The sequence below is a fragment of the Microbacterium azadirachtae genome (assembly GCF_000956505.1).
GTDB classification, from domain to species: Bacteria; Actinomycetota; Actinomycetes; order Actinomycetales; family Microbacteriaceae; genus Microbacterium; species Microbacterium azadirachtae_A.
Genome location: NZ_JYIX01000040.1, coordinates 131,696 through 150,206, shown reverse-complemented (window position 1 = coordinate 150,206; position 18,511 = coordinate 131,696). Strand labels below are relative to the sequence as shown.

The 18,511-nt window shown below is 70.6% G+C and carries 19 protein-coding genes; 13 read left to right on the top strand and 6 right to left on the bottom strand.

All coding sequences use genetic code 11. The features are described from left to right. Positions 1 to 3 precede the first annotated feature (3 nt). Together dapB and RS86_RS18710 are read left to right on the top strand one after the other, a co-directional pair. Positions 4 to 750: a 4-hydroxy-tetrahydrodipicolinate reductase gene (dapB, locus tag RS86_RS18715; protein WP_045273790.1), complete on the top strand. Its 747-nt coding sequence runs from the start codon at positions 4 to 6 to the stop codon at positions 748 to 750. Then, positions 747 to 3,902 carry an ATP-binding protein gene (locus RS86_RS18710; protein ID WP_052680386.1) on the top strand — a complete coding sequence of 1,052 codons (3,156 nt, stop codon included), beginning with the start codon at positions 747 to 749 and terminating at the stop codon, positions 3,900 to 3,902. Before dapB ends, RS86_RS18710 begins: the two co-directional genes overlap by 4 nt. A gap of 63 nt (positions 3,903 to 3,965) precedes the next feature. Here the strand turns inward: RS86_RS18710 and RS86_RS18705 are convergent, their stop codons facing one another. Further along, on the bottom strand, positions 3,966 to 4,796 hold the full coding sequence (locus RS86_RS18705; protein ID WP_045273789.1) for an ABC transporter permease: 831 nt from the start codon (positions 4,794 to 4,796) through the stop codon (positions 3,966 to 3,968). After that, positions 4,793 to 5,797, bottom strand: coding sequence for a daunorubicin resistance protein DrrA family ABC transporter ATP-binding protein (locus tag RS86_RS18700; RefSeq protein ID WP_045273788.1), 1,005 nt, complete (start codon positions 5,795 to 5,797; stop codon positions 4,793 to 4,795). The genes RS86_RS18705 and RS86_RS18700 overlap by 4 nt, the downstream gene beginning before the upstream one ends. Positions 5,798 to 5,919: 122 nt before the next feature. Here RS86_RS18700 and RS86_RS18695 point away from each other — a divergent pair, with 122 nt between their 5' ends. Beyond that, positions 5,920 to 6,354, top strand: coding sequence for a hypothetical protein (locus RS86_RS18695; protein ID WP_045273787.1), 435 nt, complete (start codon positions 5,920 to 5,922; stop codon positions 6,352 to 6,354). Positions 6,355 to 6,436: 82 nt separating this feature from the next. Here RS86_RS18695 and RS86_RS18690 read toward each other — a convergent pair whose 3' ends face one another. The 3 genes from RS86_RS18690 to RS86_RS18680 form a co-directional block, all read right to left on the bottom strand. Further along, positions 6,437 to 6,862, bottom strand: a complete 426-nt coding sequence (locus RS86_RS18690) for an OsmC family peroxiredoxin (protein WP_045273786.1) — start codon at positions 6,860 to 6,862, stop codon at positions 6,437 to 6,439. A 68-nt stretch (positions 6,863 to 6,930) separates the two neighbouring features. Next, on the bottom strand, positions 6,931 to 7,521 hold the full coding sequence (locus RS86_RS18685; protein ID WP_045273785.1) for a DUF4395 domain-containing protein: 591 nt from the start codon (positions 7,519 to 7,521) through the stop codon (positions 6,931 to 6,933). After that, positions 7,518 to 7,955 (bottom strand): thioredoxin family protein, encoded by a 438-nt coding sequence (locus tag RS86_RS18680; RefSeq protein WP_045273784.1) that lies wholly within the window; start codon positions 7,953 to 7,955, stop codon positions 7,518 to 7,520. Before RS86_RS18680 ends, RS86_RS18685 begins: the two co-directional genes overlap by 4 nt. Positions 7,956 to 8,089: 134 nt before the next feature. On the opposite strand from RS86_RS18680, the gene RS86_RS18675 reads away from it, so the two are divergent. The 3 genes from RS86_RS18675 to RS86_RS18665 are packed head-to-tail and all read left to right on the top strand — an operon-like array spanning position 8,090 to position 10,166. Beyond that, positions 8,090 to 8,899: a thymidylate synthase gene (locus tag RS86_RS18675; protein WP_045273783.1), complete on the top strand. Its 810-nt coding sequence runs from the start codon at positions 8,090 to 8,092 to the stop codon at positions 8,897 to 8,899. Further along, entirely contained in the window at positions 8,896 to 9,372 is a 477-nt protein-coding gene (locus RS86_RS18670) for a dihydrofolate reductase (protein WP_045273782.1), read from the top strand. The genes RS86_RS18675 and RS86_RS18670 overlap by 4 nt, the downstream gene beginning before the upstream one ends. Positions 9,373 to 9,404: 32 nt before the next feature. Beyond that, positions 9,405 to 10,166 carry an SDR family NAD(P)-dependent oxidoreductase gene (locus tag RS86_RS18665; protein ID WP_045273781.1) on the top strand — a complete coding sequence of 254 codons (762 nt, stop codon included), beginning with the start codon at positions 9,405 to 9,407 and terminating at the stop codon, positions 10,164 to 10,166. 29 nt (positions 10,167 to 10,195) lie between these two features. On the opposite strand, the gene RS86_RS18660 is transcribed toward RS86_RS18665, so the two are convergent. Beyond that, the gene (locus RS86_RS18660) at positions 10,196 to 10,735 is read right to left on the bottom strand and encodes an NUDIX domain-containing protein (protein ID WP_045273780.1); all 540 of its coding nucleotides are present in this window, start codon (positions 10,733 to 10,735) and stop codon (positions 10,196 to 10,198) included. A gap of 41 nt (positions 10,736 to 10,776) precedes the next feature. Between RS86_RS18660 and RS86_RS18655 the strand changes: the two genes are divergently transcribed. The 7 genes from RS86_RS18655 (at position 10,777) to RS86_RS18625 (ending at position 18,509) form a co-directional block, all read left to right on the top strand. Continuing rightward, entirely contained in the window at positions 10,777 to 11,199 is a 423-nt protein-coding gene (locus tag RS86_RS18655) for an EF-Tu/IF-2/RF-3 family GTPase (RefSeq protein WP_045273779.1), read from the top strand. Positions 11,200 to 11,227: 28 nt separating this feature from the next. Beyond that, positions 11,228 to 12,205, top strand: a complete 978-nt coding sequence (dapA, locus tag RS86_RS18650; RefSeq protein WP_045273778.1) for a 4-hydroxy-tetrahydrodipicolinate synthase — start codon at positions 11,228 to 11,230, stop codon at positions 12,203 to 12,205. 129 nt (positions 12,206 to 12,334) lie between these two features. Continuing rightward, complete coding sequence (locus RS86_RS18645) at positions 12,335 to 14,011, top strand: ribonuclease J (RefSeq protein WP_045273777.1); 1,677 nt, start codon at positions 12,335 to 12,337, stop codon at positions 14,009 to 14,011. Between the two features lie 93 nt (positions 14,012 to 14,104). After that, positions 14,105 to 16,933, top strand: a complete 2,829-nt coding sequence (locus RS86_RS18640; RefSeq protein ID WP_045273776.1) for a DNA translocase FtsK — start codon at positions 14,105 to 14,107, stop codon at positions 16,931 to 16,933. Then, complete coding sequence (pgsA, locus tag RS86_RS18635; RefSeq protein ID WP_045273775.1) at positions 16,933 to 17,520, top strand: CDP-diacylglycerol--glycerol-3-phosphate 3-phosphatidyltransferase; 588 nt, start codon at positions 16,933 to 16,935, stop codon at positions 17,518 to 17,520. The genes RS86_RS18640 and pgsA overlap by 1 nt, the downstream gene beginning before the upstream one ends. Continuing rightward, the gene (locus RS86_RS18630) at positions 17,520 to 18,059 is read left to right on the top strand and encodes a CinA family protein (protein ID WP_052680385.1); all 540 of its coding nucleotides are present in this window, start codon (positions 17,520 to 17,522) and stop codon (positions 18,057 to 18,059) included. The genes pgsA and RS86_RS18630 overlap by 1 nt, the downstream gene beginning before the upstream one ends. Before the next feature lie 141 nt (positions 18,060 to 18,200). Further along, entirely contained in the window at positions 18,201 to 18,509 is a 309-nt protein-coding gene (locus RS86_RS18625; RefSeq protein WP_045273774.1) for a helix-turn-helix domain-containing protein, read from the top strand. Positions 18,510 to 18,511: the final 2 nt, after the last annotated feature.

Here is an 18,511-nt window from a genome sequence, read left to right as displayed (position 1 = left end):
GGCATGACGACGCGCGTGGCCCTGGTGGGCGCCTCCGGCAAGCTCGGCACCATCATTGCGGACGTGATCGCCCGTCTCGACGGATTCGAGATCGGGGCGGTGCTCGGATCCGCCAGCACCATGGACGAGCTCGACGGCGCAGACCTCGTCGTCGACGCGACCACTCCTGCGTCCAGCGTCGAGATCGTGCGTGCCGCGACCGACCGGGGTATCAACCTCCTCGTCGCCACGTCCGGATGGTCCGCCGACCGCATCGCGCAGGTCCGCCCGGCTATCGAGACCGCCGGCACGGGCGCCCTGTTCGTGCCGAACTTCTCGCTGGGATCCGTGCTCGGCACGGCCTTCGCCGCCCTTGCGGCACCGTTCTTCGGATCCGTGGAGATCATCGAGGCGCACCAGCACACCAAGATCGATTCGCCCAGCGGCACGGCCGTGCGCACGGCCGAGCTCATCGCCGCCGCGCGCGCCGAGCAGGGGCCTGTGGACGCACCGCACGTCGACCAGCGCGCCCGCGGACAGCAGGTGGCGAGCGTGCCGGTGCATTCGCTCCGGCGCCCCGGCGTGATCGCGAAGCAGGAGGTCATCCTCTCCGGTCCCGGGGAATCGCTGTCGATCGTGCACGACACCGTGCAGTCGGCTGCGGCGTACGCCCCCGGGATCCGCCTCGCCCTGCCGTACGCGCGGGACCTGCGCGGTGTGGTCGTCGGCCTGGAGAACGTGATCGACCTGGGGATCCGGCCGCGCGCATGACTGCGCGCATCGGCGTGCTCGGCCCGGTGCGGATCGCGGATCGCGACGCCGGCGGCACGCCCATGCGCGCGCTGCTGGCCGCGCTCGTCCTCGCCGGCACCGGCACGACGCGCTCGGTGCCGGCGCTCGCCGACGAGGTCTGGGGCGAGGATCAGCCGCAGAACCCGAAGGCCGCGCTGCAGACGCTCGTGTCGCGGGCCAGGGCACTGGCCGGATCCGACGCGATCGCGAGCGCGCCGGGCGGCTATGCGCTCGGCACCGACGACACCGATCTGCACAGCGCACGCCGGCTGCGCGCCGAGGCGGAGAAGCTCGACGACGGGGATCCGGACCGTATCCGGCTGCTGCGCGCGGCGATCGCGCTCTGGCGGGGCGAACCCGGTGTCGACCTGGCCGGGGCTCCGATCGCGGAAGACCTCGCGACCAAGGCGCAGGAGCTGCGCGCCGCTCTCCGCGGCTGCCTCGCCGCGGCGCTCGTCGCGTCAGGGCAGGCGGCCGAGGGCATCGGGATCCTCGAGGAGCTCGCGGCAACGCACCCGCTCGACGAAACAGCGCACGCCGCGCTGATGACGGCCCTCGCCGAGGACGGCCGAGCGCCCGAGGGTCTCGGCGTCTTCGCCCGGCTGCGCGGCACGCTCGCCGATGCCCTGGGCAGCTCGCCCAGCCCCGCGCTCGTGGAGCTCAACGCGCAGCTGCTGCGCGGACAGGATGACGGTCCGCGGGTCCGGATCGGCGTGCAGGCCGCCCCGAACGAGCTCATCGGCCGCGACGACGCGCTCACGAGCGCGCGTGCTCTGCTGCGTTCGGCGCGGCTGGTGACCATCATGGGCGCCGGCGGTCTGGGCAAGACGCGGCTCGCGCAGGCGCTGGCGGCCGAGTCAATGGCCCCTGCGGTGGTCGTCGTCCCGCTCGCGGGCGTGCGCGCCGACACGGGCGTGCCGCTGGCGATCGCCGCCGCCCTGGGGATCAGCGAGAACGTCCCCGGCGGCAGGCTCTCCGAGCAGCGACCGCGCCCCGACCTCGGCGCGCGCATCGTGGCTGCCCTCGGCGACCGGACGACGCTGCTGGTGCTGGACAACTGCGAGCAGGTCATCGACGGCGTCGCACGATGGACCGCGGATCTGCTGGCCGCAGTGCCCTCCCTGCGGATCCTGACCACGAGCCGCACGCCGCTCGCGATCTCCGCGGAACGCGTGCTGCCGCTGGAGCCGCTCGAGATCGAGGCGACGGACGCGGCTCCCGCCGTTCGTCTCTTCACGGAGCGCGCGCACGGCGCGCGCCCCGGCGCGACGCTCGATCTCGAGGTCGTCGCGCGATTGTGCGCGCGCCTGGACGGGCTCCCGCTCGCGATCGAGCTCGCGGCCGCGCGCGTGCGCACGATGACGCCGGAGCAGATCGAGAAGCGCCTGGAGAACCGCTTCGCGCTGCTCACCTCCGGAGACCGCGCTGCCCCCGAGCGTCATCGCACGCTCGAGGCGGTGATCGAGTGGAGCTGGGACCTGCTCTCTCCCGACGCGCGGCAGGCGCTCGCGCAGCTGTCCGTGCTCCCTGGCGGCTTCTCTGCGGAGACCGCCGACGCCGTGCTGTCGGTGGCCTCGGATGACGTCCTGGAGGGCCTCGTCTCACAGTCGCTGCTGAACGTCATCGAGGTCGCCGACGGCGCCGTGCGCTTCCGCATGCTCGAGACCGTGCGCGAGTTCGGGCACGACCGCCTCGCCGAGACCGGTGCGGAGGACGACGCCTGGGAGGCCGTGGTCACCTGGGCGCTCGCCTTCGTCGCCGAGCACGGCGCGAGAGCCAGGGCATTCCCCTCGGGGCTGACCGCACGGGCGCACCTCGAGATCACGCGCGAGCACGACAACCTCGTGCACGTGCTGCGGCACCTCGTGGCCGCGCGCCGCGGCGCCGATGCGGTGCGCCTGTTCACCGTCCTCGGGCAGTCGTGGTTCATCCGCGGATCCTTCACCGAGTTCATCGGCTATGCCGGACCGATGATCGAGATCGTGGATGCCCTGCCGGCCGACGACATCGAGCCCGATCTGCAGGTCATGGCGGTCGTGATGGCTTCGCTCGGCTGCATGATCAGCGGGGATCCTCTCGCCGCGCGTGGACTCGCCTTCGTCACCCGCGCCGTGCGCGCCGCCGGTGACGCGCTCGCGCCGTCCTGGCAATTGCTGGCGGACTCCCTGCTCGCGGTCGGCCGGGGAGGGCCGATGGGGGCGGTGTCGGAGCTCGAACACGGAACGGATCCGCGGGCACAGCTGACGGCGGATGTGCTGCGCTCGCACCGGGCGGAGAACGACGGCGAGGCCGAGGTCGCGATGGAGGCCGCCCGCAGCGCCTGGCACCGGGCGCGCAGCCTCGACGAGCGCTGGGCCGAGGGCATGGCCGCCGATCTCGCGGCGCAGCTGGCTGCGCAGTCGGCGCGTCCGACCGAGGCGATGATCTGGATCCAGCGTGCGACCGTCGTGTTCGAGGAGTTCGACGCGCAGGATCAGATGAACCACCAGGAATGGGTGCGCGGCGGCGCGCTGCTCTGCCTGGGCCGCAGCCGCGAGGCGCGGGCTCTGTTCACCCGGCTCACCGAGGAGGGCGGCCTCAGCCAGGATGGCGTCGAACTCGGGTCGATCGGGCTGTACGGCCTCGCGGAGGCGGACCTCCTGGACGGGCACGTGGCGGGGGCGACCGAGGCGTTCGGACGCGCGATGGCAGCGTTCGCCGATCCCGTGCACCGCCGCTCGCCCTGGTATCTGATGGCGCTGTCCGGCTACGTCTCCGCGGCCGCGCGGGAGCTCGCGGTGCCGGAGGCGGAGCTCGCCGTCTGGGAGCGGCGTCTGCGCACGCGCACGATCGCCGCATGCCGGCAAAGGCGAGAGGGCGTGGACAGGCCCGTCCTCGGCACGGCGCTGATCGGCTGGTCCGCCTGGGCTCTGCGGCGGCCGGAGCTGGTCGCGCGGGGCACGGAGGCCATCGCGCTCGCCGAGGTGCTCGGCGGGCGGCAGAACATGCCCAGCCTCGACCTCGTGACGCACTTCGCGGATGCGGAGCGGTTCGCCGGATCCGAGGCCGTCGCCGTGGCGAGGAGGGATGCGGCCGCTCTGGATCCTGCGGACCGCGTGGCGCGAGGCCTCGCCGTGCTGGGCTCTCGCTGAGCGCAGGTCGCGCCGGGCACGACGAAGGGGCGCCCTCATCGAGGACGCCCCTTGCCGGACGGTTCAGGCCTTGCGCATGTACGCGCGCACGGTGAGCGGGGCGAAGACCGCCACGATCACGGCGGCGCCGAGCAACGAGACCCAGGCGTCGACGCCGAAGGTGCCGAGGTTGGCGAGGTCGCGCACGGCCGTCACCAGATGCGAGACCGGATTCACGTTCACGAACCACTGCAGCCAGCCCGGCATCGTGTTCACCGGGACGAATGCGTTGGACAGGAAGGTGAGCGGGAAGAGGATCATCATCGAGATCCCCTGCACGCTCGACGCGGTCCGCGCGATCACGCCGGCGAAGGCGAAGATCCAGCTGATCGCCCAGGAGCACACGATCACGAGGAGGCCCGCGCCGATCACGGCGCCGAGCCCGCCCGCAGGGCGGAAGCCCATCACGAAGCCCATCGCGAAGGTGAGCACGGTCGCGATGCCGTAGCGGATCGTGTCTGCGAGGAGCGCGCCGGACAGCGGGGCGATGCGCGCGATCGGCAGCGAGCGGAACCGGTCGAACACGCCCTTGTCCATGTCCTCGCGCAGCTGCACGCCGGTCACGACCGAGGTGGTGATGACCGTCTGCACGAGGATGCCGGGGATGATGACGGGCAGGTAGTTCGTGACGTTTCCGGAGATCGCGCCGCCGAAGATGTAGGTGAACATCAGGGTGAACAGGATCGGCTGCACCGTCACGTCGACGAGCTGCTCCGGCGTGCGCCGGATCTTGATGAGACCGCGCGCCGCCATCGTGAGGGTGTTGCGCAGCGTCAGGGACAGGCTCGCGCGCGGGCTCAGCCGGCGCTCGGCGGCCGGGACGATGCGCCCGGCGGTGGGGGCGAGGGTGGTCATGCGCTGACCTCCTGGATCTGTGCGGTGGTGGAGTCGTCTGAGGATTCCTCGTCGGCCGGGTGGCCGGTGAGGGTGAGGAACACCTCGTCGAGCGTGGGCTTCTGCACGCTCACCTCCGAGAGGCCGATGCCGGCCTCTCGGAGCGTGATCAGCAGCTCGGCGACCCGATCCGGATCCGCGAGGGGAGCCGTGATCCGGGATGCCTCGGGAGAGAGGACGCCGCGGACGCCGAGCGTCTGCTCGATCGCGAGCAACGCGTCGGCCGTGTCGGCGGCGTCGCGCACCCGCAGCTGCAGCGACGAGGTGCCGACGGACGCCTTGAGGTCGTCCGGGGTGCCCTCCGCCACGACCCTGCCGTGGTCGATCACGGCGATGCGGTCGGCCAGCTGATCGGCCTCATCGAGGTACTGCGTCGTGAGGAGCACGGTGGAGCCTGTGTGCACGAGCTCGCGGATCGTGTCCCACATCTGGCCGCGGGTGCGCGGATCCAGTCCGGTGGTGGGCTCGTCGAGGAAGATCAGCGGGGGCTGCGCGAGCAGGGACGCGGCCAGGTCGAGCCGTCGACGCATGCCGCCGGAGAACTGCTTCAGCGGACGACGCGCGGCCTCGGTGAGGCCGAAGCGCTCCAGGAGATCGGCGGACTTCGCCTTCGCTTCGCTGCGGCCGAGGCCCAGCAGCCGGGCGAAGATCATGAGGTTCTCGGTGGCGGACAGGGTCTCATCGACCGAGGCGAACTGCCCCGTGACGCCGATGAGCTGGCGCACGACGTGCGCCTCGCGCACGACGTCATGGCCGAAGACGCGACCGGATCCGCCGTCGGGGCGCATGAGGGTCGCGAGCATGTTGATGGTGGTGGTCTTACCGGCGCCGTTCGGGCCGAGGACGCCGTAGACGGTGCCGGTGCGCACGCGCAGGTCGACGCCGTCGACCGCGCGGTTCTCACCGAACACCTTCACGAGTCCGTCGGCCTCGAGGGCCCAGTCGGTGGTGGGATTCGTCATGCTCAGAGCATCCGCCGCCCCGCTGTCGGAGCACTGTCGTCCCGCTGTCGCACGCTTTCCGGGACGGCGACGGACGCCTGCCGTCGCGGGTCCTGCCGAGTGCGCCGATCTAGGATGGAGGGATGGGTTCCCGCATCGGCGTCGTCGTCATGGCCGCGCTTCTCGTGCTGTACATCGCGCTCGTCGGCTGGCGAGCGGTGGTGCTGCTCGGCTCGGGACAGGCGCTCGGGATCACGATGGGCATCGCTCTGCTCGTGATGCCGCTGATCGGCGCCTGGGCGCTCGTGCGCGAGCTGCAGTTCGGCTTCGCCGCGGATCGCCTCGGCCGCACTCTGAACGACGAGGGCGGGATGCCCGAGGCGCCGGAGAACCTGCGTGCGAACGGTCGGCTGCTGCCCGAGGACGCCGCTCGGCTTGTGACCGAGTACGGATCGGCCGCGGCCGCGGAACCTGAGGACTGGCGCGCGCAGTACCGCCTGGGCGTGGTGCACGACGCGGCGGGGCACCGCAAGGATGCGCGGGCGGCGATCCGTGCCGCGATCCGCCTGGCCAAGTAGCCCTGGTGCGCCCCCGGGCGCGGCCGGATATGCGAACGGCCGCATCCCCGGGGGACACGGCCGTTCGGCGAGACGATGAGCGTCAGGCCAGAGTCGCCTCGAGCGTGATCTCGATGCCGGAGAGCGCGGCGGAGACCGGGCAGCCGACCTTGGCCTCCTGCGCGAGGCGTTGGAAGGTCTCGGCGTCGAGGCCCGGAACCGAGGCGTTCACGTTGAGGTGGCTGCCGGTGATGCCGACGCCCGGCTTGAACGTGACCGACGCGGTCGTGTCGACGCGCTCCGCGGGGGTGCCGTTGCCGGCCAGCGCGTGCGAGAGCGCCATGCTGAAGCACGACGAGTGCGCAGCGGCGATGAGCTCCTCGGGCGTGGTCGTGGTGTCGGACCCCTCCGACCGCGCCTTCCAGTTCAGGGGGAACGTGCCCAGGCGGGAGGAGGAGAGGGAGACGGATCCCTCGCCCTCGATGAGACTTCCGGTCCAGGTGGCAGCGGCTTCGCTCGTGACGGACATGGGGGTCCTCCGATCGGGATGGGTGAGGGTGCCAGCCTAGCGACCGGACTGGGACGGATCCGTACTTCTCAGGGAAGTCGCGGGGCCCGTCCCAGGATCCCGGCACGTTGCAGCAGCAGATACAGCTGGCAGCCCAGGCACAGCCCGAACGCGGCGTTCAGGAAGGCGGCGACGAACGCCATCGCGGTCGCGATCGGCAGCGCCCACGGCACGCCGAGCAGATGCAGGACGAGTCCGACGGTCACGACGAGCAGCCCGACGCCCTGGGCGAAGCGCGGCGGACGCGGGTCCTCCAGCTCGCGGGGCGGCGCGAGCCGCGGGCGCACGAGGGTGCGGAACAGCAGGCTCCACGGCTGGGTGCGCGGCGAGAGCACGCCCCAGAGGAAGAGCAGCGCGATCACGAACGTGAGGATGAACGCGGGCTGAGCGGCACGGAGCAGCAGGATCTGGAGCCAGAACGGGCGTCCGGCGATGAAGGCGAAGTCGCCGGATATGTAGGTGGCGTCCGCGAGCGGCTGATACGCGAACCAGCCGAAGGAGATCGAGGTCGGCGACGACCCGGCCACCAGCCCGAGCACGGTGGCCACGAGGAGCAGGGCGGAGGTGATCCACGCCGCGAAACGCGGGCCGCGGGGATCGATGCCGGCGGGAGCGGTCATGCGGTGGCCTCCTGGATGTGGTCGGCGACATCGAGCGCCGAGAGCACGGCGGCCCTGGTGGGGACGCCGGTGAAGCGGGAGCGGATCCGGCCCTCGGGATCGACGATCAGCGTCGTCGGCGTGGAGAGCACCTTGTACCTCGCGGCGAGGTCGGCGCGGGAGGTGAGGTCGACCTCGGCGTGCACGACACCCGTGCGCTCGGCGGCGACGGATCCGAGCATGCGCCGCACCTGCGGGCAGCGCGCGCAGAACTCGGTGCTGAACTGCACCAGGGTCGCGTGCGCTCCCAGCGGTCGCATGAGGTCGGCGGGATCCACGTGCCGGTCGCCGTGCACGGTCACCGCGCGGCCGTCCCTGCGCCGCAGCAGCACGCCCACGAGCACGGTCGCGGCGAGGAGCGCGGCGACCACGGTGACGGCGATCGGCAGGGACATGGTCCGAGGCTACGTCCGCCCGCGGGGGAGCGGGCGGATATGACGGTTCGAGTCAGGGCGCGATCCCGGTGCGTATCGGTCCCTGAGTCTGTCGAAGGGCCCGCGCGTCGGTCGCCCCCGGTACGCTGAAACGCATGAGCGCCGCGATCCCCACGCCGTACGAAGACCTGCTCCGCGACGTGCTGGCGAGCGGCACGCACAAGGACGATCGCACCGGCACGGGGACGACCAGCGTGTTCGGCCGGCAGATCCGCTTCGACCTGTCTCAGGGCTTCCCGCTCATCACGACCAAGCGCGTGCACTTCAAGTCCATCGCGTACGAGCTGCTCTGGTTCCTGCGCGGCGACTCCAACGTGCGGTGGCTGCAGGAGAACGGCGTCACCATCTGGGACGAGTGGGCGGATGCCGACGGCGACCTCGGCCCGGTCTACGGAGTGCAGTGGCGCTCCTGGCCCACGCCCGACGGCGGCCACATCGACCAGCTGCAGCAGGTGATCGACCAGATCCGCAACTCGCCGGATTCGCGCCGCATCATCGTGTCCGCATGGAACCCGGCCGACATCCCGAACATGGCGCTCGCCCCCTGCCACGCGCTCTTCCAGTTCTATGTGGCCGACGGCAAGCTGTCGTGCCAGCTCTACCAGCGCAGCGCCGACCTGTTCCTCGGCGTGCCGTTCAACATCGCGTCCTACGCGCTGCTCACCCTGATGGTGGCGCAGCAGACCGGCCTCGAGCCCGGCGACTTCGTGTGGACGGGCGGCGACTGCCACATCTACGACAACCACCTCGAGCAGGTGCGGGAGCAGCTCACGCGCGAGCCGTACCCGTACCCGACCCTGCGGATCACGCGGAAGCCGGAGTCGATCTTCGACTACGCCTACGAGGACTTCGCGGTCGAGGACTACCAGCACCACCCGGCCATCCGGGCGGCGGTCGCCGTATGACGCGGATCGGGCTGGTGTGGGCCGAGGCGCACGGCGGCGTGATCGGCGCCGGCGGAACGATGCCCTGGCACGTGCCGGAGGACCTCGCGCACTTCAAAGAGGTCACCCTGGGTGCGCCCGTGCTCATGGGGCGACGCACCTGGGAATCGCTCCCCGAGCGGTTCAGGCCGCTACCAGGGCGCGACAACATCGTCATCACGCGACAGCCCGGCTGGTCCGCCGAAGGCACGCGGACCGCGGGATCGATCACCGATGCGCTCGAAGGCCTCGACGAGGCATGGGTGATCGGCGGGGGAGAGATCTTCCGCGAGGTGATCGGCGACGCTGAGCGCCTGGAGGTGACCGAGCTCGACCTGGACGTTCCGGGCGACGCCTTCGCCCCGTCGCGCGAGGGCTTCCGGCTCGTCTCGCAGGGGGAATGGCAGACCAGCAGGACCGGGATCCGCTTCCGCTTCCTCGGCTACCAGCGCTGACCGCATCGCCCGCTCCCGACAGGAGGATCCGTATGCCCACCGCTCTCATCACCGGCGCCAGTGCAGGCCTCGGCGCCGAGTTCGCCCGTCAGCTCGCCGACCGCGGGGCGGACCTCGTGCTGGTCGCCCGTTCGGAGGACGCGCTGCAGGCGCTCGCCGCGGAGCTCCGCGCGAGTCACGGCGTCGCGGTGGAGGTGCTCGTCGCCGACCTCGCCGAGGAGCAGCACGTCGACCGCGTGGCGCAGCGGATCGCCGATGCCGGGCACCCGATCGACCTGCTCGTGAACAATGCCGGGTTCGGGCTGCCGTTGCACTTCGCCGACAACGAGATCGCGGACGAGGTGCGCCACCTGCGCGTGCACGTCGAGGCGCCGATGCGGCTCATGCACGCCGCGCTCGGGGCCATGCGCGGACGCGGAGGACGGATCATCAACGTCGCCTCGGTGGCCGGCTTCATCTCGCGGTCCACGTACTCCGCCTGCAAGGCGTGGCTCATCGGCTTCAGCCGCTGGGCGAACGGCGAGTACGCCGTCGACGGCGTCACGGTCACCGCGCTCTGCCCCGGATTCGTGCACACCACCTTCCATTCGCGGATGGGGCTCGGAGCGGGCCAGGAGGGCGTGCCGCGGTTCCTGTGGCTGGACGCGCCCTTCGTCGTGCGCCAGGGCCTGCGCGCCGCCGCCCGGGGCAGGTCGGTCGTGATCCCGTCGCTGCGCTACAAGGCGGTCGTCGCCGGTTCGCGCCTGGTGCCGCGCGCGCTCACCACGCGCATCGCCCGCCGCGGCCGCATGTAGGGCGCGCGGCGGGGGAGGCAGTACGCGGTTCAGGCGAACCGGCCCAGCCGGATGCCGGCGTAGGCGAGAGCGGCGATCGTCTCTCCGTCGCGGATCCGCCCGTCGGCGATCATCGCGAGCGCCTCGGCGAAAGGCACCCACGCCATCTCGTCGATGCCCTCCTCGGCTTGCGTGTGCGCACTGTCTGCGGCCTCGCGCAGGCCTCGGGCGAGGAAGACGTGCTCCGGCGCCACGGTCACGCCGTTGAGGGCGTTCATCGTGCCGATCGGCGTCCACTCGTCCGCCTCGAGCCCTGTCTCCTCGCGGAGCTCGCGACGCGCGGCGAGGAGCGGATCCTCCCCGTCCGAGCCTCCGGCGGGCACCTCGACCGAGCGTCCGGTCGTGTAGCGGTCGATCGTGACGAGGCACACGCGGTCCTGCTCGTCCAGAGCCACCACGAACACCGCGGGGTTCTTCAGGGTCACCACGCCGTAGATCCCGTCGCCGGCCGGTCCGGAGACCTGATCCTCCCGCACCGAGATCCAGCGGTTGTCGTAGACGATGCGCGAGTCCCGCGTCTGCCAGGCCATGTGCGCGAGCCTAACCGGCCGCCCCCTCTAGGCTCGAACGCATGGGCTGGTTCGGGAAGAAGAAGGATCCGCAGGACGCGAACGAGCTGCTCCGGCAGTACAACGCGCAGGAGGCCGAGCGGCTGGCCGCCGCCGGGATCGCTCCGAGCACGGGCATCGCCTCGGCCGCGAGCACGGTCTCGACCGGCATCGGGACCTCCGAGTTCGTCGTGGAGGACGTCTTCACGATCACCGGGCGCGGCCAGGTTGCGACGGGCAGGACCACGACGGGCACGATGCGCGTCGGTGACCGCGTGGTGGTGCTCCGCGGAGCCACCCAGACCGGTGTCAGCACGATCACCGGCATCGAGATGTTCCGCAAGAAGGCCAGTGAGGCGCCGGTGGGCATCGCCGCCGGTCTGCTCCTGAAGCCCAGTGCGGATCTGGCCCGCGGCGACGTCATCCGCGTCACGCCGACAGCGTGAGCATCGCCGGGTCCATTACGCTGGACCCATGACGCACACGGGCAATCCCTTCGGACAGGTGCTCGTCGCCCTCATCACCCCGATGACGGCCGACGGCGAGGTCGACTGGCCTTCCGTCGAGAAGCACATCGACCGTGTCATCTCGGACGGTGCCGACGGCATCGTCGTCACAGGGACGACGGGGGAGACCTCGACCCTCACCGACGCCGAGAAGCTGCGCCTCGTCGAGGTCGGCAAGGACGTCGCCGCGGGTCGCGCGAAGATCATCACGGGCGGCGGATCCAACGAGACCGCGCACGCGATCGAGTTGTACAAGGCCAGCGAGAAGGCCGGCGCCGACGGCATCATGATCGTCACGCCGTACTACAACAAGCCCACCCAGGCGGGCATCCTCACGCACTTCCGCCTCGTCGCCGACGCCACCGATCTGCCGGTGATCCTCTACGACATCCCCGGTCGCACCGGCGTGCCGATCAAGTACGAGACGATCCTGCGTCTCGCCAAGCACCCGAACATCCTCGCGGTGAAGGACGCCAAGGGCGACTTCTCCGAGGTCAGCCGGGTGCTCAACCAGACCGACCTGATGTACTTCTCCGGCGACGACTCGAACGTGCTCCCGCACCTCTCGATCGGGGCGACCGGGCTCATCGGCGTCACGGCGAACATCACCTCGGCGCCGTACCGCGCGATCGTCGACGCGGTGAACCGCGGTGACCTTGCCGCCGCCACCGCCGAGCACAAACGCCTCGAGCCGCTCGTCCGCGCCGCGATGACGCACGTGCCTGGCACGGTGTCGGCGAAGTACATCCTGCACGGCCTCGGCCGCATCACCAGCCCCCGCGTCCGCCTGCCCCTGGTGGGGCCGGAGGAGTGGGAGGCCGCCCTCATCGAGGACGAGCTCGCGCTCGTCAAGGACATCCCGGGCGCGGACTTCTCCGACTTCCGCCCCGACCGCAATGCCGCCGCCGGCGGCGCGCTCCCCAAGGTGCACGGCACGACCCGATGAGGGCGCGGCCGATGGGCATCGCACCCGAACAGGACGGATCCGCGCGGAACGCGCAGACGGATGCGGTCCCGGTCGGCAGGGGAGACAAGAACCTCGGACGCGCAGCGCGTCCCGCCTAGGAGGCACCACATGAACATTCCCCTCGCCGATCCCGAAGCGCTCGCGCCCGGCACCCTCCGCGTCACGCCCTTGGGCGGGCTCGGGGAGGTCGGCCGCAACATGACCGTCTTCGAGTACGACGGCAAGCTCCTGGTCGTCGACTGCGGCGTGCTCTTCCCGGAGGAGCACCAGCCCGGCGTCGACCTGATCCTGCCCGACTTCGAGCCCATCAAGGACCGCCTCGACGACATCGTCGGCGTCGTGCTCACGCACGGCCACGAAGATCACATCGGCGCCGTGCCCTACCTGCTGCGGCTCAAGGGAGACATCCCGCTGATCGGATCCGGGCTCACCCTCGCGCTCGTCGAGGCCAAGCTCAAGGAGCACCGGATCAAGCCCTTCACCCTCACGGTGAAGGAGGGTCAGCAGGAGAAGGTCGGGCCGTTCGACCTCGAGTTCGTCGCGGTCAACCACTCCATCCCCGACGCACTGGCCGTCGCGATCCGCACCCCCGCGGGCCTGGTGCTCGCGACCGGCGACTTCAAGATGGACCAGCTGCCTCTGGACGGTCGCATCACGGACCTCCGCGCGTTCTCGCGCCTCGGCGAGGAGGGCGTCGACCTGTTCCTCGTCGACTCGACCAACGCCGACGTGCCCGGGTTCACGCCGACCGAGCGCTCGATCGGCCCTGTGCTCGATCAGGTCATCGGCAAGGCGCCGCGTCGTGTCATCGTCGCGAGCTTCTCCAGCCACGTGCACCGCGTGCAGCAGGTCATCGACGCCGCGCACGCGCACGGCCGCCGGGTGGCGTTCCTCGGACGCAGCATGGTCCGCAACATGACGATCGCGGAGCAGCTCGGCTACCTCAAGGTGCCGGACGGCGTGCTCATCGACTACAAGAAGGCGCGCGACCTCCCTGAGGACCAGATCGTCTACATGTCGACCGGATCCCAGGGCGAGCCGATGGCCGTCCTCAGCCGCATGGCCAACCTCGACCACGCGATCGAGCCGGGCCCTGGCGACACAGTGATCCTGGCGTCGAGCCTCATCCCCGGCAACGAGAACGCCGTGTACCGCGTGATCGACGGGCTGACGAAGCTCGGCGCGAACGTCGTGCACAAGGCGAACGCGCGGGTGCACGTCTCGGGCCACGCCGCGGCCGGAGAGCTGCTGTACTGCTACAACATCCTGAAGCCGAAGAACGTCCTCCCCGTGCACGGCGAGTACCGTCACCTCATGGCGAACGCCAAGCTCGCCCAGGACACCGGAATTCCCGAGGAGCGCACGATCCTCGGCTCCAACGGCACCGTGATCGACCTCAAGGACGGCGTCGCCCGCGTCGCGGGGCAGCTCGACATCGGCTTCGTGTACGTCGACGGCTCCACGGTCGGCGAGATCACCGATGCGGACCTGAAGGACCGACGCATCCTCGGCGAGGAGGGCTTCGTGTCCATCATCGTCGTGGTCGACTCCACGACCGGTCGCATCATCTCCGGCCCGGAGATCCACGCCCGCGGCGTCGCGGAGGACGACTCCGTCTTCGACGACGTGGCGCCGAAGATCGTCGCGGCGCTCAAGGAGGCGGCCGGAAACGGGGTGCGCGACAGCCACGCGCTTTCGCAGATCGTCCGTCGCACGATCGGCCGATGGGTGAACCAGAAGCTGCGTCGCCGCCCGATGATCGTCCCGCTCGTCATCGAGGCATGAGCGACCGGTCTCCTGAGTCCCGCTGAGGCCGCAATTCCGCGGAAAGCCGCGTCATTGCGGGCCTTTGTCGGCGTCCGGCCGTAGCGTGGGGGCATGCCCAGGAGTTCGAATGCGACCAAGAGCGCGGCCGAGAAACCCTCGACGCGCAGTCGCTCCACGTCCGGGGCGAAGCCGCGCAGTTCGACCAAAGCCGCGCCCGCCCCGAGGAAGTACGTCGACGAGCCCGACAAGCCGCCGGTGATCGCGCGCGCCTGGACGGGCCTCGCGCACGGCGTGGGCGGGCTCTTCCGCGCCTTCGGCCTGGAGACGCTGGAGAAGGATCAGCGCCGCGACGGCTTCCCGTTCCTCCTCGTGCTGCTCGCCGTCGCGGGTGCCGTGAACGAGTGGTTCTTCATCGGCAACACGGTCGCGACGAACATCAGCGCCTACTCCGTGGGCGCGCTGATCGGCCGCGCCGCGTTCATCATGCCGGTGCTGCTGCTGCTCCTGGCCGGGTGGTTGTTCCGTCACCCCTCCTCCGTGCACGACAACGGACGGATCGGGATCGGATTCGGGCTGTTCGTGGTCACCCTCGCGGGCTTCTGCCACGTCGCAGGCGGGATGCCGCAGCCGAAGCAGGGGATGGTGGCGCTCAGCGCCGCCGGCGGCCTCTTCGGCTGGCTGCTGGGCCAGCCCCTCAGCTACCTGACCTCGGTCCCGGCCTACATCGTGCTGTCGCTGCTCGCGGCGCTCAGCGTGCTGATCCTCACCAAGACGCCGCCGAACCGCATCGGCCAGCGCCTGGGCGACCTGTACGCGTGGATGTTCGACGCGGAGCGCACGCCGAAGGCGGCCCCCGCCGAGGAAGCCGCAACGGTCGACGAGGCCGACAAGGTCGACGACCCGGATGTGCTGCCCTGGTGGCGGCGCAACAAGACAGGACGCGAAGAGGATCCGGACGACGGGATCGGCTCGCAGGACCTCACCGAGCTGCTCACGGCGCAGGACGACACCCCCACGGTGGCGCAGGCGACCGCGTACGACCAGGCCGTCATCAAGGACGAGGATCCTTACGACGCCGCCACCGAGGTGCTCACCGACGTGCGCGCCGTCGCGGACTCCCTCGCCGAGCAGCAGAGCACCGCGCTGCTGGACGACGGCGATACCGGCGAGCTCGAGCTGGCCGGATTTGACGGCTTCGGCACCGATGGGCCCGGCGAGCGCGGCCCGCAGGCGCCGGCCGCACCGTACATCCTCCCGTCGCCGGGTGCGCTCAAGGCGGGGCCGCCCTCGGTCGCCCGCTCCGAGGCGAACGATCGCGTGGTCGAGCAGATCACGAACGTTCTCACCCAGTTCAACGTCGATGCGAAGGTGACCGGCTTCTCGCGCGGCCCGACAGTGACCCAGTACGAGGTCGAGGTCGGTCACGGCGTCAAGGTCGAGAAGATCCTGCAGCTGAGCAACAACTTCGCCTATGCGGTCGCGTCGAACGACGTGCGGATCCTCTCGCCGATCCCGGGCAAGAGCGCGATCGGCATCGAGATCCCGAACGCCGACCGCGAGACCGTCGCGCTCGGCGATGTGCTCCGCTCCGCTGCGGCGCAGAAGAGCACGCATCCGCTGACGATCGGCGTCGGCAAGGATGTCGGCGGCAACTTCGTCCTCGCCAACCTCGCCAAGATGCCGCACCTCCTGGTGGCGGGATCGACCGGATCCGGCAAGTCGAGCTTCGTGAACTCGATGATCACGAGCCTTCTCATGCGCGCCCGCCCCGCGGACGTGCGCATGGTGCTGATCGACCCGAAGCGCGTGGAGCTCACCAGCTACGCCGGCGTACCGCACCTCATCACGCCCATCATCACGAACGCCAAGAAGGCCGCAGAGGCGCTGCAGTGGGTCGTGAAGGAGATGGACATGCGGTACGACGACCTCGCGTCGTTCGGCTTCCGCCACATCGATGACTTCAACCGTGCCGTGCGCGCCGGCGAGGTCGTGCTGCCTGCCGGCAGTGAGCGCGTGCTCAAGCCCTACCCCTACCTGCTCGTGGTGGTCGACGAGCTCGCGGACCTCATGATGGTCGCTCCGCGCGATGTGGAGGACTCGATCGTCCGTATCACGCAGCTCGCCCGCGCGAGCGGCATCCACCTCGTGCTCGCGACCCAGCGACCCAGCGTCGACGTCGTGACCGGCCTCATCAAAGCCAACGTGCCGTCACGCCTCGCCTTCGCCGTGACCAGCGTCACCGACAGCCGCGTGATCCTGGACAGCCCCGGCGCCGACAAGCTGATCGGGCAGGGCGACGCGCTGTTCTCCCCGATGGGATCCTCCAAGCCCTTCCGCCTGCAGGGCGCGTGGGTCGACGAGAGCGAGATCGAAGCGGTCGTCAAGCACGTCACGGGTCAGGCGCGTCCGGAGTACCGGCCCGATGTGGCAGAAGCGGTCGAGGGCAAGAAGAAGGAGGTCGACGAGGACATCGGCGACGACCTCGAGCTGCTCCTCGCCGCCGCCGAGCTCATCGTCTCGTCGCAGTTCGGCTCCACGTCGATGCTGCAGCGCAAGCTGCGCGTCGGCTTCGCCAAGGCCGGGCGGCTCATGGATCTGCTCGAGTCCCGCGAGATCGTCGGCCCGTCCGAGGGGTCCAAGGCGCGCGACGTGCTGGTCACGCCCGAGCAGCTGGCCGGAGTGCTGGCCAAGCTGCGCGGCGAGGATCCGCCCTCTGCGCGCGCGGCCTCGGCCCCGAGCGCTCCTGCCGCACCGGCGGCTCCCGCGTCCATGCCGGCGGCCGCAGTGCCGCCGCGTCCCGCCGACCCTGTGCCCGCACCGTCCTACGGTGGGGCCGATGACCGCTACAGCGAGGATCCGCTCGAAGCGCAGTACCGCGGCCTCCCCGAGGTCGACGCGGAGTCCGATGAGGACGCCTGGGGCCTGACGGGGCGCGACTGATGGCCATTCCGCGTCAGCTGCCGAACGCGATCACGATCGCCCGCATCCCTCTCGCCGTCGTCTTCTTCGTGCTCCTGCTCATGGGGGGTGCGAACGGCATGGCGCAGCCCGCGCTGCGCTGGGTCGCCGCGGGGTTGTTCATCCTGGCGATCTCCACCGACTGGGTGGACGGCTATCTCGCCCGCAAGTACGACCTGGTCAGCGACTTCGGCAAGCTCTGGGATCCGATCGCCGACAAACTGCTCACCGGAGCGGGCTTCATCGGCCTCGCGATCCTCGGCGAGGTGTGGTGGTGGCTGGTGCTCGTCATCCTCGTGCGCGAGTGGGGCATCACGGTGCACCGCTTCATGATCGTCAAGGAGCACGTCGTCGCTGCGGCGTGGATGGGCAAGATCAAGACGACCGTGCAGGCCGTGGCGCTGTCCTGGGCGCTGCTGCCGCTGCACGTCTGGATCGGGATGCCGGTGTGGTCGATCACGACCACGGTGCTGATGGTGATCGCGCTCATCCTGACGATCCTGAGCGGCATCGACTACATCGTGGCGCAGGTGCGAGGCTCCCGCGCGGATCGCGGCGCAGCGTCCTGATGTCCGCGGACTCGTCTCGCACCGCGGCCGCCGTGCTCGATGCGCTGCGCGAGCGCGGGATGACGCTGGCCGTCGCCGAGTCGCTCACCGGAGGGGCGCTCTCCGCGGCGCTCGTGGAGATCCCCGGCGCTTCGGACGTGCTCAACGGCGCCGTGGTCGCCTACGCGACGCCGATCAAGTCCTCGCTGCTGGGCGTGGATCCGCTCCGGCTCGCGTCGCACGGGCCCGTCGATGCGGAAGTCGCACAGCAGATGGCCGCGGGAGTCCGCTCGGCGCTGGCCGTGGACGGGCGCCCGGCCGACGTCGGCGTCGCAACGACCGGTGTCGCCGGTCCCACCCCGCAGGGCGGGCAGCCTGTCGGCACGGTGCACGTCGGAGTGAGCGTCGCCGAGCGCACGATCAGCCGGGCGTTCCTGTTCGACGGCGATCGTTCCGCGATCCGCGCAGCCGCGCTTCGGGCGGCTCTCGCGCTGCTCTTCGAGACGGTGACGGGCCGGGAGATCGATGCCGGCGCGCCCGGGCGGGACGACCGGGAATAGAGTGCTCATCGACGAAGTTGAGTCGAGTGTGCTCACATTCAATGCACAGGACGAAATACTAGTGTCGATCCCGACAGGTCGGGTTAGACTGACCATCCGATCCGGCGCTTGGGGCCGGGGGATGGGGGAGAGGAGGTCCCGATGATTCTCGTACGACAGGAGATCGGTGACGTGCTGCGGGACTTCCGTCTGCAGAAGGGCCGCACACTCCGCCAGGTCGCCGGCAAAGCGTCTGTCGCACTCGGGTACCTCAGCGAGGTCGAGCGCGGGCAGAAGGAAGCGTCCAGCGAGATCCTCGCGTCGGTCGCCGAAGCACTCGACGTGCCCATCTCCACCATCATGCGCGAGGTCGGCGATCGGATCGCCGTGCTCGAGGGCATGCAGGTCATCCCTGACGTCGTTCCCGACGAGCTCGTGGCCTCGGTCGAGTCCGAGCTGTCGCTGCGCTGACG